Origin of the sequence: Arthrobacter luteolus NBRC 107841 (assembly GCF_001552075.1) — a bacterium.
GTDB lineage: Bacteria > Actinomycetota > Actinomycetes > Actinomycetales > Micrococcaceae > Arthrobacter_B > Arthrobacter_B luteolus.
On record NZ_BCQM01000002.1, the window covers coordinates 57,564 to 71,759 of the forward strand.

The window sequence follows — 14,196 nt, forward strand, 5'->3', positions numbered from 1 at the left end:
CAACACCGGATGGGTAGGAAATGACTAACGGTCCAGAGTCCGCAGACGCACCTCGACGCAGCCGCCGCGCGGCCGGCTCGACGGCGGATGCGGGGCACCAGGAACGGGAGTCCCAGCAGCGGGCACGGGACCGGGAAGCCCTTCGTGCCTACAAGGCGCTCACCGACAGCCCGAAACGTCCTGAAGAGTCAAGCGCCAACCCGCCCACCCGCCGCCAGCTGCGGATAGCCCAGCAGCAGGCCCAGCAGGCTGCCCGGGAAAAAGCCGGCAGCGGACAGCAGGAGAAGGAACCGGAACAGGACGCATCCGCTCCGGTCCGGGCCGAGTCCTCCGGGCCGGCTGCTGCGGCAGAAGCGCCCGCAAAGACTCCGCAGGCGCAGGCCCCCGCGCCCGGTTCCGGCCGCCGGTCCGGCCCGGCCGCAGCGCCCAGCCGGACCACCGAACCCGCACCCCAGGGAGCGAGCCGCAGGGAACGCCGGCGCCGGGCAGCGGAGGAACAGCCTGCCCCCGTCATCCAGCCGGTAACTCCGGCGCCGAACCGCGCGCCCTCAGTTCAGGCGTCGCCGTCTGTTCAAGCTTCCCAACCAGGTCAGGCTTCCTCTTCGCTCCCGGGCCAGGCGCCAGCACAGGCACCCGCCGGTTCCGATGGCCGGGCGGATGCGCGCAGAACGCCGGGCGGCAAGCCGTCGCCTGAAGTGCAGTCATCCCCTGGAGTTCAGCCGTCCTCTGGAGTCCAGCCTTCATCTGAGTCCGAGCCGTCTCCGGACGTCCAGCGCTCCGCTGGTCCTGAAAAGCGCCCGGTTTCCACCCCGGAACCCAACGCCGACATCGCGGACATGTCCGTGGAACAGGCCCTGGCGGCACGGGAAGCGCTGAAGCACCAGGCCCGCAACCAGGTGGCAGCCATGGAAGCCCTGCAGCGGGCCGATCCGCACGCTGTTGACCTGGAGCTGCTGGCACAGCAGCGGGCACTGGCCGAACGGGCCGCCGTCCTCAACCGCAGGACCCAGAACATCCAGCGCCTGGCCCAGGAAAACGAGCAGCGCCGCTCGCCCCAGTCGGACCCAACCACCGCCCACAACCTGGCTATGGTTACCCCGCTCGAGTTCGTAGAGGTCCCCGGCCTGGAACGGCCGGTCATGAAACGGCCGGCCACGTCCCACGTGCCGGTTGTCACGTCGTCGAACCCCGCTGCACCCATGAATTCTGCTGTACCGTCGAATCCTGCTGCACCGCAGGCGACGGGTGCCGGCAGGAAGGCCTCCGGCCGGCAGCAGGCGAAGGAGCACCGCCCGGGCGGCGCGCCGGCACGGGGCCAGGAGCCGTCGGATGTCCGGCATTCCAGGATCCTGGCGCGCGCCGACGCACTGGTGAACGCCCCGCTGGAGGCCGACCAAGGTGCCAAGCCGATCGGTGCGCGAAGCGCGTTCGGACTGGACCCCCTGGATGTTATGACTGCGGGCCTCGGCCGCAGCCGGAGGATACGAGCCGTATCCCTGGGAATTGTGGGTGTGGGCCTATCGGCCCTCATCCTCGGAATAATACTGATCGTCGGCGGCCTTGGCAGCTGATACCACACAAGGAGACACGTTGAGCGCCACCGAATCATCCATAGATATCGCCCGTACTGCGGCCAGGGCCGCATCGGCCAAGCTGGCGGATGACATCGTCGCGATCGACGTGAGCGAACGGCTGGCCATCACCGACGTTTTCCTCATCGCGTCCGCGTCGAATGAACGCCAGGTCAACGCCATTGTTGACGGCGTGGAAGAAGAACTCGCTAAGTCGGGCCTGAAGCCGGTGCGCCGTGAAGGCCGCAGCGAGGGCCGCTGGGTCCTGCTGGACTACGCCACGGTTGTGGTGCACGTCCAGCATGAGGAGGACCGGGTGTTCTACGCCCTGGAGCGCCTGTGGAAGGACTGCCCCGCGGTTGACCTGCAGCTTCCCGAAGAGCCTGCTACCGACGCCGGATAACGTTGTTCTGTGGGGGGCGGGGGCGTCCTGGCCCCGCCCCTCCCACAGCGCGAATACCAACGGTGTAGTTTGATTTTGCACTGCCGCGCTTCTGTACTAAAGTAGAGGAGTTGCTTCGGCCCGGGCGCAGGAAACCGGAACCGAAACAACAGGAAAAACCAGAGAAATACACTGAATTATGCTGTCATTGACAGTAGTTCGGGGCTGTGGCGCAGCTGGTAGCGCACCTGCATGGCATGCAGGGGGTCAGGGGTTCGAGTCCCCTCAGCTCCACCGATAAACCTACGGGCAGCCGTGGTTTAGGGTTGGATCGAAGGGTCCAGTGGAATCAACAACTGAATTGGGGCTGTGGCGCAGCTGGTAGCGCACCTGCATGGCATGCAGGGGGTCAGGGGTTCGAGTCCCCTCAGCTCCACCAATTCAAAGTCAGTATCACCAACGTAAAACCTGTTCCGCATCTGCGGGGCAGGTTTTTTGTTGTCGTGGTGCCGGGTTTTTTATCCTCCTGACGCTGGGCCGTGTGCCTCACGGCCACCAGGCGCCGGGATATGAAAAGGTGGGCGCGTGAGGATTGAACAACCTGCCGAAGGAGAACCCCGCCGTCCGCATGGTCCGCGGGACCCCGGCGATGCCTGGGTGGTCGCGGAATCCGGCGAGCGGTACTGGGGGCGCTTCGGTGCTGCCGGCCTGCTCGCGTTCGACCCGGCGCGGGGGATCCTGCTGCAGCACCGGGTCTCCTGGAGCCACCACGGCGACACCTGGGCGCTCCCGGGCGGTGCGCGGCATGAGCATGAGCCGGCGCTGGCTGCGGCCCTCCGGGAGTCTGCCGAGGAAGCCGGTGTTCCGGAATCAGCCATCCGGCCCCGGCTGATGAGCGTGCTGGACCTCGGTGTCTGGTCCTACGCCACGATCGTCGGAGACGTCACCGAGCCGTTTGAAGCCGTCATCAGTGATCCCGAAAGCCATGAGCTCGCCTGGGTGAGGCCCGACGACGTTGCCGGGCTGCCCCTGCACCCCGGGTTCGCGGAATCCTGGCTCCGGCTGCAGCCGCTGCTCCAGGTCCGCCCCGCCGTCGTCATTGACGCGGCGAACGTCATCGGCTCGGTGCCGGACGGCTGGTGGAAGGACCGGGCGGGAGCTGCGGCCCGGCTGCTGGACGCCGTTGCCGCTGCCTCGGTCCGCGGGCTGCCGGCGCCGCTGCTCGGCCTGCCGGAAGATACCTGGTATCCCGAACTGGTGGTTGTGCTGGAGGGCCAGGCCCGCTCCGTTCCGGACCCCGCTGCTCCGAACCCTGCCGGCCGCGTCAGGGTTATCCGGGCCGGCAGCTCCGGGGATGACGCTGTGGCAGCAGCTGCCGAGCAGCTGGCTGCCGGGGGATACCGGGTCACGGTGGCCACGAGCGACCGGGAGCTCGCGGACCGCAGCCGCAGCGCCGGTGCAGCGGTTATTGGTTCCGGTAGGCTCCGGGACGAGCTCGGCTACTGAGCAGACCGGCAACGATCAGGCCCTGGCCGGCGCAGTAGGTGAGCATTACCAGTGCGCTGGTCCAGGCGGGCATCGCCTCCGGGAGGAAGATTCGCAGGGCCAGCACGGTGTCCGAGGCCAGGAAGAGGATACCGCCCGCGGCGATGACGGGGTTGCAGCGGGCAGCCGTTGCCGCCGTCCCGCCCAGCACGAGTCCGTACACCACCACCGCGGGAGCGAGGGTCCCCAGCGCTGGCCAGAGAACCAGGAGCATCAGCACCCACCACAGCGGAAAAACCAGCGCCCAGCGCGGGAATGGCCGTACGGCGGCGTACCTCCACAGCAGCCGGATGTAGCAGAGATGGGCGATGCCGAAGGAAGCGAGCATCACCGGAAGCTCAGGGGCCTGCGGGAAGAAAGCCCCGGCGCCGTCGCCGATCCAGGAGAAGAAGAGCGCGGCCAGCAGCAGGATGGCTGGTGCCTGCCGCCAGCCCTGTCCGCGCAGTGCCCAAACGGCCGCTGCGGCCAGCAGCGGCATCAGCACGAGTTTTGTTGGTCCGGCAACGGCGTCAGCCTCGGCCAGGCGCGCACCCACATGGACGGCGGAGAGCGCAGCGAACGGAATGAACCCCCACCACCAGCTGCGGGGCAGGGCTGCTGTCCGGGCAGCAAGTGATTCAGTGGTCACGGACTCTCCTTCGGGCCGGGCCGGGCCGGGCTGGGCCGGGCATCGGCTCATCGTACGGCGTGCAGGGCAGGTCAGGGTGCAACGCCACGGCGGTCCTACGGCCGGAGGGCCCACAGCAGCGGCGGGAACGGGCGGGCGCTTAGGTCCCCAGCACCCGGTCCAGGTAGGGATTGGCAAACACCCGGTCCGGATCGAGCCGGTCCCGCAGGGCCAGGAAATCCCCAAAGCGGGGATAACGCGGCTCCAGCATCGCTGCACCGAGGCTGTGCAGCTTGCCCCAGTGCGGCCGGCCCTCATGCGCGAGCATCACTTCCTCCACCGCATCGAAGTATTCGGCCGGATCCTCACGGTGGTACCGGTGTACGGCGATGTAAGCGGTGTCCCGGCCGTAAGCAGTGGAGAGCCAGCGGTCGTCAGCGGCGGCCCAGCGCACCTCCACCGGAAAGGAAATCCGCCAGCGGTGTGCCTGGATCAGTCCCTGCAGCGCCTCGAACGCGGAAGGCAGCAGATCTGCCGGCACGGCGTACTCCATTTCCCGGAAGCGCACCGTGCGCCGCTGCGTGAAGACCTCCGGTGACAGGTCGGCATAGCTCCTGCCGCCAAGCAGCCGGGCCGCTGCCCGGTTGACCGGGGGAACCAGCGCGGGAGCGGCGGTGCCGGCGGCGCAGGTCAGCCGGTACAGCGTGTTGGAGAGCAGGGATTCATCGATCCAGCGGCCAAATGCCGGGAGCGGATTCCGCTCCGCAGTGCCTGGCAGCCGGGTATTGGATTTGGTGGCTGCCCGGTCGGTGTGCGGAAACCAGTAGAACTCAAAGTGGTCGGTTCCCTTGACCCGGCCGGTCAGGTTTTCGAAGACCCCGGCAAGGGCTTCGGAGCGTTCTTCCGCGCGCAGCACGAAGGCAGGAACGCACTGCAGGGTCACCTCGGTGATGATGCCGAGCGCGCCGAGGCTCAGGGCAGCTGCCGGCAGCAGCGGGTCCCCGGCTTCCAGGGTGAGCAGACCGCCGTCGGGCTGCACCAGGGTCAGGCCCGCCACCTGCGTGGCCAGGCCGCCGAACGCGGCACCGGTGCCGTGGGTCCCGGTGGAGATCGCCCCGGCAATGGACTGGCGGTCAATGTCACCGAGGTTTGGCATCGCCAGGCCGTACGGTGCCAGGAGTCCCGGAATCCGATGCAGGCGGGTTCCTGCCAGCAGCCGGACCTGGCCGCGGGCCGTGTCCACACCGAGCAGGCCCTGCAGCCGGGCCAGGTCCAGCAGGAGACCGGGAGCTTCGGCAATGCCGGTGAAACTGTGCCCGGCGCCGACGGCCTTGACCCGCTGTCCGGCAGCCGCTGCAGCTGCCACTGCCCGCTGCAGGTCCGGGACGGTGGCAGGGGCCTCGATCCGTTCCGGACGGACGCTGACGGTCCGGCCCCAGTTCCGCCACTGCTGCCGCTGGTGGGGTTGGTGCGGGATTTTGACCTGCCGGTTCACAGAAATGCCTTTCCCTCGCCGCGGTAGGTGGGCAGCGCGGCAACCACAGCGCCGTCCTGGACCACCTGGAAGTGGTTGACCCGCTCGGACAGCTCGCCGCTCTTGGCGTGCCGGAGCCAGACCCGGTCTCCGACGGCGAGGTCTCCTGCTGCGCGGCCGGTGAGCGGTGTCTGTACTTCACCGGCGCCCTCCCGCGGCAGCAGCTTCAGGCCCGGCGGCCAGGCCACCTGGGGAACGCGGCTGGTGCCGGGCGGGCCGGAGGCGATCCAGCCGCCGCCCAGGATGGTGGCAGTGTTCCGGTTGGGGCGGCGCACCACATCGAGTGCGACGGCGGCAGCGGGGGCGGGGGAGAAGGCCCGGTAGGCGTCAAAAAGGTGCCCGGCGAACAGCCCTGAGCCAACCGTAATCTCAGTGACCGAAGGATCCCGGCCCGTTGCCTCGATGGATCCGGTGCCGCCGCCGTTGACAAACTCCAGGTCCGCCAGCTGCCTCAGCCCGTGGACGATCGATCCGCGGCGCTCCGTCAGTTCAGCCATGGACCGGCCCTGGATCCAGCGCATCAGCTGGTTGGCCGGCAGGGCACCGGGAACCGCATCCCCTACGCCGGCGACCTGTCCCTCGTACATCATCAGGCCCACCAGGGTGAATCCCGGGCGGTCGAGGACACGGCGGGCCAGCCCAAGTGCCTGGTCCGGGGTGTGCAGGGGGGAGCGGCGGGTGCCGATGAAACCGAGCACCGGTGCCTGCCAGGAGGCATCCGCGTCCAGGCAGACGCGCACCGGAGGCCGCCGCCCCGGGGATGCCAGGGAATCAATCAGGTCCAGCTGCGCTTCGTCGTCGACCATCAGCGTGACCCGGGCGGCCAGCCGCTCATCGGAGAGCAGCTGTGCCAGTGCCTTCCGGTCGGCGGTGGGATACCCGACGACGACGTCGCTGCAGCGCTCCGCCAGCCACAGGGCTTCGGGCAGGGTGAAGGCAAAAATACCCTGGAATCCCGGCAGCTCGAGCAGCGCATCCAGCACGGCCCGGACCCGGATGGACTTGCTGGCCACGCGGAGCGGGATACCGCCGGCGCGCCGGAGCAGGTCGTGGGCATTAAACCGCAGGGCCTCCAGGCCCAGTACCGCGGCCGGCGCAGCCAGATGCGCCACGGCACTGCTCAATGAGGGCCAGTAGGCAGCCGGGTTGCGCCAGGGTTCCGCGCTGGGCGGTATGCCGAGATTAAGGGCAGAGCGCCGGGCGCCGGTTCCGCGTTCCGGGGTGCAGGCCGCGCCCGGTTCGGGCACCGGGTCAGTGAGTCTCATGCATGGATACTAGCCATGCACAGGCCGCTGCGCCCGGAACCGGACCGGAGAGGCTAGCTCTTCAAGCCACCTTCCAGATAGGCCAGCAGCGCCGCGCGGACGAAGGCCGCTCCGTCGGCTCCGCCGTAGTTAGCAGCAAACCGGGGATCGGCCACGTACATGTCCGCCAGCCCACGCACATACCCGGACAGGTTTGCCGGATCTGTCGGAGCGCCGGGAACGCTCTTCAACCAGTCGATGTGGCGGGCCGCCAGCCCCTTGGCAGCAGGCCCGGTGGGGTCCGTGCCCTGAGCTGCCGCTTCGGTCCAGGCCTTTCCCAGCGCTTCCGTCCCCGCCCGCCAGCCGGTGCGCTCGCCGTCGCTCATGTTCCGCCACCACTCGTCCGAGCGGGCATACGCCTCCCTGCCCCATTTCTGTTCAACTTCGTCCTTGTACTCCGTATGGTCAAAGCCATCGAACGCTTTGTCCGCCATGATGTCCTGCCCTTCTTCCAATGCTGTGATGGTCCGCTGCACAGCGGCAATCTGCCGCCCCAGCCGTTCCCTGTCATTCCTGAGCCACGCCAGGTGGGTGCGCAGCGCGGCGGCCGCGTCCCCTTCCCGTTCCAGGACACCGGCAATGCCGTCCAGGCCCAGCCCCATCCAGCGCAGAAGCAGAATCCGCTGCAGCCGGACAAGGGCGTCCTGGTCGTAGTACCGGTAGCCGTTGGAGCCAAGGCGCGACGGCGGCAGGAGGCCAACGGCGTCGTAATGGCGCAGGGTCCGGCTGGTTGTACCGGCCAGCCGGGCAACCTCCTGCACGGACCATTCACGGGGTTCCTGTGGGTTCACGCTTCCACGCTAGAGGTTGACGCTGCGTCAATGTCAATCAATCACGGTCCGCCCACGGTCCGCCCGGACACGTCTTAGCCCACTGTCAGCTTCGCGGCGAGTTCCTGGAGCCGCGGCCCGTCTGCCGCCAGCAGGGCATCAGCGGTTTCCAGCAGCCCGCGGATGTTGTCCGGACCGGCATTGTCCAGGGCGTGGTCCACGCCGGGGAGCAGCCGGGTTTGTATCCGGACATATCCGGCACCGAGGGCGGCGGCGAGCAGGTGGCGGGTGAGCAGTCCGGGTGCGCCGTACAGCGATTCGACCACAGGTTCCAGGGCCGCCAGCTGTTCGGGATGGGCCAGCTGTGCCAGCGAGCCCGCTTCCAGCGAACCACCGCCCGCCTGGAGGCCGGTGCCCAGGGAGACCAGAAGGATCTCCTCATTTCCGCCGGCGCGCCGCTGCTGCACCAGGGCCAGTGCCAGTGCCACGAACGCCGGATCGTTGGCCGCCAACCCTCCGTCCACCAGGAGGCGGTCGACGCCGTCCGGTCCGGCATGGTGCACCGGTTCGAAATACGTGGGCGCTGACGACGTCGCCAGGGCCGCCAGCGACATCCGCGCGTCGCCGAGGGGATGCTGGCCCAGCCCTCCGCCGCTGAACAGCAGGCCGGCAAAGTGGGCCAGGTCCACCGTCACCACCGCAACCGGCTTCAGGGCCTGGGAGAGCCGCCGGTCACTGAAATACTGGTCCAGGTACCGGCGCAGCGGCTCAGAGGAATAGCGCGCCGCCCGCTGCGTGTCAGTGGATGCCTGTCCCGCGGCACATGTGTCCAGGCGGCGTCCATGGCCGGAGAATATTTCCGCACCGTGGTCAACATAGAGCCTGCGCACCGCCGCCGCGCTGTGCGGGGTCTTTCCCTGGGCAGGGCAGGCGAGCCCCAGAGCCAGGATGCCCCCGGTGGAGGTGCCCACCATGATGTCAAAGAGATCGGCAGTATGCCGGCCCGTCAGTTCTTCGATCTTCATCAGCCAGGTTGCAGGAATGATGCCGCGGATTCCTCCGCCGTCAATGGACAGGACTCGGATCACGGCTGCTCCTGGGCGCTGGCGTTGCGGACCGGTTCTGCCAGCAATGCTCCGCCCGGATGCCGGACCGGTCAACCCGGGCGGAGCAGCAGCGGACGGAAACCTGACCTAAACCTGACTTATCAGGAGTTGCCAGGAGCTATTAGGTTCATCCGGAACCCCCGGGGCCCGCCCGGCGGCGTCACATAGCAGCACCGGCCGCGCCCCGGAGGCCCCGCTCAGGCTTTTGCCAGCAAGTCGGGTTAGGCTGGTCACATCTGCAGAGCACATGCTCTATTTCGCGGCTGGGAAGTCGAAGACCTCCAGAGGCACTATGAGCATTGCTGCACAGTCCCGTTCGGCCGGTAACACGGGCCGTACCCCCAGAAACCGGGACAATCCGGTCACCAGCAGCTACTCGGCGCTGCTGAAAATTATCCGGGATGAGGGACTGCTGAAGCGGCGCCGGGCCTTCTACATCACCACCTTCGCCTTCCTCTGCGCCGGCCTCATCGCCGCAGGCACCGGCTTCTTCCTGATCGGGGAAAGCTGGTTCCAGCTGCTGATCGCTGCCGCGCTGGGCATCCTGTTTACCCAGATTGCGTTCATCACCCACGAAGCCTCACACCGCCAGGTGTTCGAGTCCGGTCCCGCTAACGACCGTGCCGGCCGGTTCCTGGCCAACGCCGTCGTCGGTATCAGCTACCAGTGGTGGATGAACAAGCACAACCGGCACCACGCCAACCCCAATACGGTTGGCAAGGATCCGGACATCGAGATGGACACCATTTCCTTCCAGGTCGAGCAGGCAGAGACGCGGACCGGCCTGATGGCCTGGCTGACCCGCCGGCAGGGCTGGCTGTTTTTCCCGCTGCTGCTCCTTGAAGGCGTGAACCTGCACGCGACGTCGATCCGGCACCTGTTCTCCAAGAACAAGGTCAAGGGCCGCTACACGGAGATCACCATGGTGTTCCTGCGCCTGGGCCTCTATGTCGGCGCCGTGTTCTTCTTCCTCCCCGTCGGAATGGCATTCGCCTTCCTCGGCGTCCAGCTGGGCGTTTTTGGTGTGTACATGGGCGCGTCCTTCGCACCCAACCACAAGGGCATGCCGCTGATTCCGCGGGATTCAAAGGTGGACTTCCTGAGCCGGCAGGTCCTGACCTCCCGCAACGTCACCGGCCGCGGCATGAACACCTTCATGGGCGGGCTGAACTACCAGGTGGAACACCACCTTTTCCCGAGCATGCCCCGCCCGCATCTGGCGCGGGCCAGCGAGATCGTCAAAGAACACTGCGCCAAGCACAAGATTCCTTACACGGAAGCCACCCTCACCGAGTCCTACGGCATTGTGGTGCGCTACCTGAACCGGGTTGGGCTGGCCGCAAGGGACCCGTTCGACTGCCCTGTCCGGTCCCAGTACCGGTAGCCCCGGCTTGAGCATCTGACAGACTGGAATTATGTCTTCGACTCCCCTCCCAGGCCTCCCCGCAGTCAAGCGGACCAAGGACCAGGCGATCCATATCGGTGCCCGGCTTGAGGACAAGCTGCATGCCTACCGGATGGAAGCGGCCCGCAAACGCGGGGGAGTCCAGACGGTGCTTTCCTTTACCGGTTACGGATCCACCACCTGGGTGCGGGTCCTGGGCCGGGTCGTCCTCGCCAAGCCGGGAAAACTCGCAGCCCGCAGCGGTGAATCCGCCAAGGCGCTGCGCGACGGCGTGCGCGGCTGGCGCAACTTCACCAGCCCTCCGGTCAATGACGCCGTCGTATGCATCGAAGTCGGCACCGAGAAGCACCTGGTGACGGCAGACCGCGGCGGCGTGATCGATGTTGTGCTGCCCGCGTCCCTGGCTCCGGGCTGGACCACCGTAACGCTGCGTCCCGAGGCTGAACCGGAGGCCGCCGCGGCGGTCTCACCGGTTTTCATCGTGGACCCCGGAGCCCGCACCGGAGTCATCTCGGATATTGATGACACCATCATGGTGACAGCGCTGCCGCGGCCGCTGCTCGCAGCCTGGAACACCTTTGTGCTGGATGAGCATGCACGCACCCCCACGCCCGGGATGGCCGTGATGATGGACCGGCTGGCGCGGGAAAACGAAGGCAACCCGGTGTTCTACCTTTCCACCGGGGCCTGGAACGTCGCCCCGGCCCTCACCCGCTTTATCACCCGCAACCTGTATCCGGCGGGCCCGCTCCTGCTCACCGACTGGGGGCCGACACGGGACCGCTGGTTCCGCAGCGGCCCGGAGCACAAACGGACCCAGCTCGAACGGCTGGCCGTTGAGTTTCCCGAGATCAGCTGGCTCTTGATTGGGGACAACGGGCAGCACGACGAGCAGATCTATGCAGCCTTCAGCCGGAGCCACCCGGAGAACGTGCGGGCCGTTGCTATCCGGGAACTGTCACCGGGTGAGGCTGTACTGGCCGGCGGGCGTTCGGCTGGCCGGGCCGGCGAACAGCCCCGGGACATTCCGTGGATCTACGCACCGGACGGCGCCGGGATGTCCCGGCAGCTTTCGGAGCTTGGTCTGCTGCCGGACGCGGTCTAGCCTTAGCATTCTCCTCGATGAAGCTATTGAAAAACGATAGCTAAGCGCCGATACTCGATCCATGGATCAATCGGGTTCCCGAAATCAAACGGCACGTCCGAATCGAACGGTGTCCCTGACGCGAACGGTGCGGGTGCAGCTCCGGGTCCTGCTGATCCTGGCCTTCGTGCTGATTCTCGTGGCCCAGACCGTCCTCGTGCCGGCGGTGGGCGGGGACCTGGCTGTGTCGTTCCCGGAGTATGCGTACCTGCTGCGGCCGTACGCTGCGGTGGTGATCAGCGGGTTCGCCTGTGTTCAGATCGCTGCGGGCGCCGCCTGGCTCCTGGCCGGGCTGACTGCCCCGGGCAATACCCGCCGGGCGGGAGCCTGCGCCACCGTGCTGGCCGCCGCCTGCGGAGCGGCAACCCTCCTGGCCGTCCTGCTGGCCTGGCATCTGTTCTTTGTGGTGCAGCAAGGGAATCCTGCCACCCTGTTTGCCCTGGGGGCCGCCGTCGTCACCGGCGCCGTGCTGACGGTGCTGGCAGTCAACCTCCGCAGGCGGCTGCGCCCGTCAGAGGGGACCGCACTGCGGAGCGCGGGCAGGGCCGGCGGCGTCCGGCCCTGAGCGTTCTAGGGCTGATCTTCCTCGGTGCGGATGGTGCGCATGATCCGGCGGAGACTCATGGCGAGGGACGCCGTGGCATCAATGGGTGAGTCCGGTGAAGCGGAACTGTTCATCTGCCGCACCAGCTCCTGGACAGCGTCCACCGCTTCCTGGTATTCCTCGGTATCAGCGTCCCAGGTCTCCACCGCTTCCGCGCTGGCGAGCATGGCACGCTCCAGTGCTCTCGCGACGTCATCCTGGACAGGAGTGTCCTCCGGCGTATGCCAGATGGCGGTCGCCAGGACCTCCGTCATGTCCTCGACATAGAGGGTGACGCGTTCCATGGCGCGCAGGGCACGGAAGTCGGCGCTCAGGTCCCGTTGGTGGCGCCGTCTGCGCAGATTGCCATGCCGGCTGGAATCGGCCAGCTGAACGGCTTCGCGCACTTCGCGGCTAAAGGCCACCAGTTCGGTGCGGCGATTGGACCAGTCCTCGTGCTCCGGCGGCCAGCTTTCGCCGACGGCCATGCCCATTTCCCGCAGCTGCTTCGCCAGGTTCAGGCGCAGTGCCGCCAGGCCGTCCACGGCGCCGTTCAGGTGCAGCGGCGGGAAAACCACGGCGTTCACTGTCAGTCCCACGAGCACGCCCACCAGCATCTGCACTCCGTAGCCGAATGAGTAGCCATCGGCGTCGTCTCCGCCCAGGACGAGTACGAACAGGGCCGCCATGGGGAGATAATCCCGGCCGGCCCCCAGGCGGGGGATCCCGGCCAGCAGGACGCCCAGTCCCACGATCAGGGCGATCGTCCAGACAGTTGGCCCGCCGAACAACAGGGCGAGCAGGGCGAGGCCCATTCCCGTAGCCAGGCCGATCAGCGTTTGGATCCCCGCCCGTGCCGAACCGGAAACCGTTGGGTACATACTCACCAATGCGCCCAGGGGTGCATAGTACGGGTACTGCGCCGCCACCCCGGGAACCAGCGGGGCGATCGTCCAGGCGATTCCCACGGCCACCGCTGCCTTGATGGCGAGCTGGAGCCGGGTGTAGCGCAGCATGCCGGTGAGTCGGTTGGAGACAGCTGCAACGGACGGTTTGGGCAGGGGCTTACCTCGCAGTTGCATGTCGTTAGTATCCCCCGTGGCCCACGGGGCGTCGATTTATGCGAGATGGCCCACAAGGGTCCGCTGCATCGACTGCACCGGCTGCACCGGCCGGGGCAGCGGGGGCTCAGCGGCGGAGCTGGCCTTCCTGGCCGGGGGAGATGCTGATTTCCTGCAGGACCTCCGCGAGCCGGTCGAGAAAGACCCGGGTGCGCGGCAGCTGCCTGTCATTGATGAGCAGGGCAAAAATGCTCCGCGCCAGCCGGATTTCGGGAACATCCAGGACAACGATGCCGTCCTGCCGGCCCAGCATCGCGAGTTCCGGTACCAGCGCCGCCCCGATTCCGGCGGCGGCCATCTCCAGGCTGGCGTTGAAGTCGTCGCAGTAGGCGGAGACCCGCGGGTGCAGGCTGCAGCTGGCGAACAGCCGTTCAATGACCATTGCGTCCGGGGTGCCGGGATGGTGCATGATCCACGGCATGTCGGAGAGCTGTTCAGCGGTGACCTTGGCGCCGGGCCGGATGCCCCATTGGGCGGGCAGGACAACACGGAAGTTATCGTCGCCGAGCCACTGGCGGGTCACTGTGGCCGGCCAGGCCAGGCCGCCCTGCCCCACCTGGAAGACCAGTGCCACGTCGAGTTCCCCGCCTGAGCGCAGGCCCTGGATGGTTTGCCCCGGCTCCGCCACGAAGATTTTGAGATTGATGCCGAGATCCGGCCAGTCGGGGGAACCCACCAGACGGGGGAGGGCGAAGGTGGCGAGGCTGGGGAAGATCCCCAGGCGCAGTTCGTGCTCCGTGCCGGCTTCGGCCCGCGCCGCGGCGGCGAGGAGGGCATCCAGGTCGGTCAGCACCTTCGCCGCATGGCGGGACATCACCACGGCGGCTTCGGTGGGTACGGCGGCCCGGGCTGAGCGCGCAAAGAGCGTGGTGCCGGTTTCGCGTTCCAAAGCGGACATTTGCTGGGACACGGCTGAGGGTGTGTAGCCCAGGTGCACCGCTGCGGACGCAAAGGATCCGGAACGGATGACTTCCAGGAGCGTTTTGAGATGGATCGGATTGACCACGATGCCTTACACCCTCTCCTTGGTACCCTGGGCCGCCGTCGACCACCATATCTAGTGGTAGCAGCTACTACGGGCGACACGCCCACGGCAGGCGACACGCAATCTTTAAGCCGGCCCC

Annotated in this window: 13 protein-coding genes and 2 tRNA genes; 8 read left to right on the forward strand and 7 right to left on the reverse strand. The window is 67.6% G+C overall.

From position 1 onward, the window contains the following. Positions 1–20 precede the first annotated feature (20 nt). The 5 genes from AL3_RS04300 to AL3_RS04320 all read left to right on the forward strand — a co-directional run bounded on the left by AL3_RS04300 (position 21) and on the right by AL3_RS04320 (position 3,459). Entirely contained in the window at positions 21–1,571 is a 1,551-nt protein-coding gene (locus AL3_RS04300) for a hypothetical protein (RefSeq protein ID WP_066297254.1), read from the forward strand. A gap of 19 nt (positions 1,572–1,590) precedes the next feature. Continuing rightward, positions 1,591–1,974, forward strand: a complete 384-nt coding sequence (rsfS, locus tag AL3_RS04305) for a ribosome silencing factor (RefSeq protein WP_066297255.1) — start codon at positions 1,591–1,593, stop codon at positions 1,972–1,974. A gap of 200 nt (positions 1,975–2,174) precedes the next feature. Next, a tRNA-Ala gene (locus tag AL3_RS04310) sits at positions 2,175–2,247 on the forward strand. Between the two features lie 69 nt (positions 2,248–2,316). Then, positions 2,317–2,392 (forward strand) — tRNA-Ala (locus AL3_RS04315). A gap of 146 nt (positions 2,393–2,538) precedes the next feature. Next, positions 2,539–3,459 (forward strand): NUDIX hydrolase, encoded by a 921-nt coding sequence (locus AL3_RS04320; protein ID WP_066297265.1) that lies wholly within the window; start codon positions 2,539–2,541, stop codon positions 3,457–3,459. Here the strand turns inward: AL3_RS04320 and AL3_RS04325 are convergent. The 5 genes from AL3_RS04325 to AL3_RS04345 all read right to left on the reverse strand — a co-directional run bounded on the left by AL3_RS04325 (position 3,419) and on the right by AL3_RS04345 (position 8,801). Beyond that, positions 3,419–4,126 carry a lysoplasmalogenase family protein gene (locus tag AL3_RS04325; protein ID WP_246168596.1) on the reverse strand — a complete coding sequence of 236 codons (708 nt, stop codon included), beginning with the start codon at positions 4,124–4,126 and terminating at the stop codon, positions 3,419–3,421. The genes AL3_RS04320 and AL3_RS04325 overlap by 41 nt on opposite strands. A gap of 139 nt (positions 4,127–4,265) precedes the next feature. Beyond that, the gene (locus AL3_RS04330) at positions 4,266–5,600 is read right to left on the reverse strand and encodes a D-arabinono-1,4-lactone oxidase (RefSeq protein ID WP_246168594.1); all 1,335 of its coding nucleotides are present in this window, start codon (positions 5,598–5,600) and stop codon (positions 4,266–4,268) included. Next, positions 5,597–6,904, reverse strand: a complete 1,308-nt coding sequence (locus AL3_RS04335; protein WP_083521436.1) for a type III PLP-dependent enzyme domain-containing protein — start codon at positions 6,902–6,904, stop codon at positions 5,597–5,599. The genes AL3_RS04330 and AL3_RS04335 overlap by 4 nt, the downstream gene beginning before the upstream one ends. Positions 6,905–6,957: 53 nt before the next feature. After that, positions 6,958–7,734 carry a MerR family transcriptional regulator gene (locus tag AL3_RS04340; RefSeq protein ID WP_066297268.1) on the reverse strand — a complete coding sequence of 259 codons (777 nt, stop codon included), beginning with the start codon at positions 7,732–7,734 and terminating at the stop codon, positions 6,958–6,960. A 74-nt stretch (positions 7,735–7,808) separates the two neighbouring features. After that, positions 7,809–8,801 (reverse strand): patatin-like phospholipase family protein, encoded by a 993-nt coding sequence (locus AL3_RS04345; protein WP_066297270.1) that lies wholly within the window; start codon positions 8,799–8,801, stop codon positions 7,809–7,811. Between the two features lie 310 nt (positions 8,802–9,111). Between AL3_RS04345 and AL3_RS04350 the strand changes: the two genes are divergently transcribed. From AL3_RS04350 to AL3_RS04360, 3 genes are all read left to right on the forward strand, one after another. Beyond that, a complete protein-coding gene (locus AL3_RS04350) occupies positions 9,112–10,203 on the forward strand; it encodes a fatty acid desaturase family protein (RefSeq protein WP_066297277.1) in 1,092 nt (363 codons plus the stop codon). A gap of 31 nt (positions 10,204–10,234) precedes the next feature. Next, positions 10,235–11,329, forward strand: coding sequence for an App1 family protein phosphatidate phosphatase (locus AL3_RS04355; protein WP_066297281.1), 1,095 nt, complete (start codon positions 10,235–10,237; stop codon positions 11,327–11,329). A gap of 109 nt (positions 11,330–11,438) precedes the next feature. Further along, positions 11,439–11,933 (forward strand): hypothetical protein, encoded by a 495-nt coding sequence (locus AL3_RS04360; protein WP_066297283.1) that lies wholly within the window; start codon positions 11,439–11,441, stop codon positions 11,931–11,933. A 5-nt stretch (positions 11,934–11,938) separates the two neighbouring features. Here the strand turns inward: AL3_RS04360 and AL3_RS04365 are convergent, their stop codons facing one another. After that, on the reverse strand, positions 11,939–13,033 hold the full coding sequence (locus tag AL3_RS04365) for an FUSC family protein (RefSeq protein WP_246168593.1): 1,095 nt from the start codon (positions 13,031–13,033) through the stop codon (positions 11,939–11,941). A 106-nt stretch (positions 13,034–13,139) separates the two neighbouring features. Then, complete coding sequence (locus tag AL3_RS04370) at positions 13,140–14,078, reverse strand: LysR family transcriptional regulator (RefSeq protein WP_066297284.1); 939 nt, start codon at positions 14,076–14,078, stop codon at positions 13,140–13,142. Positions 14,079–14,196: the final 118 nt, after the last annotated feature.

Coding starts and splice junctions, on each gene's coding strand:
- AL3_RS04300 (WP_066297254.1), top strand. CDS start 21: ATGACTAACGGTCCAGAGTCCGCAGACGCACCTCGACGCAGCCGCCGC.
- AL3_RS04350 (WP_066297277.1), top strand. CDS start 9,112: ATGAGCATTGCTGCACAGTCCCGTTCGGCCGGTAACACGGGCCGTACC.
- AL3_RS04335 (WP_083521436.1), bottom strand. CDS start 6,904: ATGAGACTCACTGACCCGGTGCCCGAACCGGGCGCGGCCTGCACCCCG.
- AL3_RS04355 (WP_066297281.1), top strand. CDS start 10,235: ATGTCTTCGACTCCCCTCCCAGGCCTCCCCGCAGTCAAGCGGACCAAG.
- AL3_RS04365 (WP_246168593.1), bottom strand. CDS start 13,033: ATGCAACTGCGAGGTAAGCCCCTGCCCAAACCGTCCGTTGCAGCTGTC.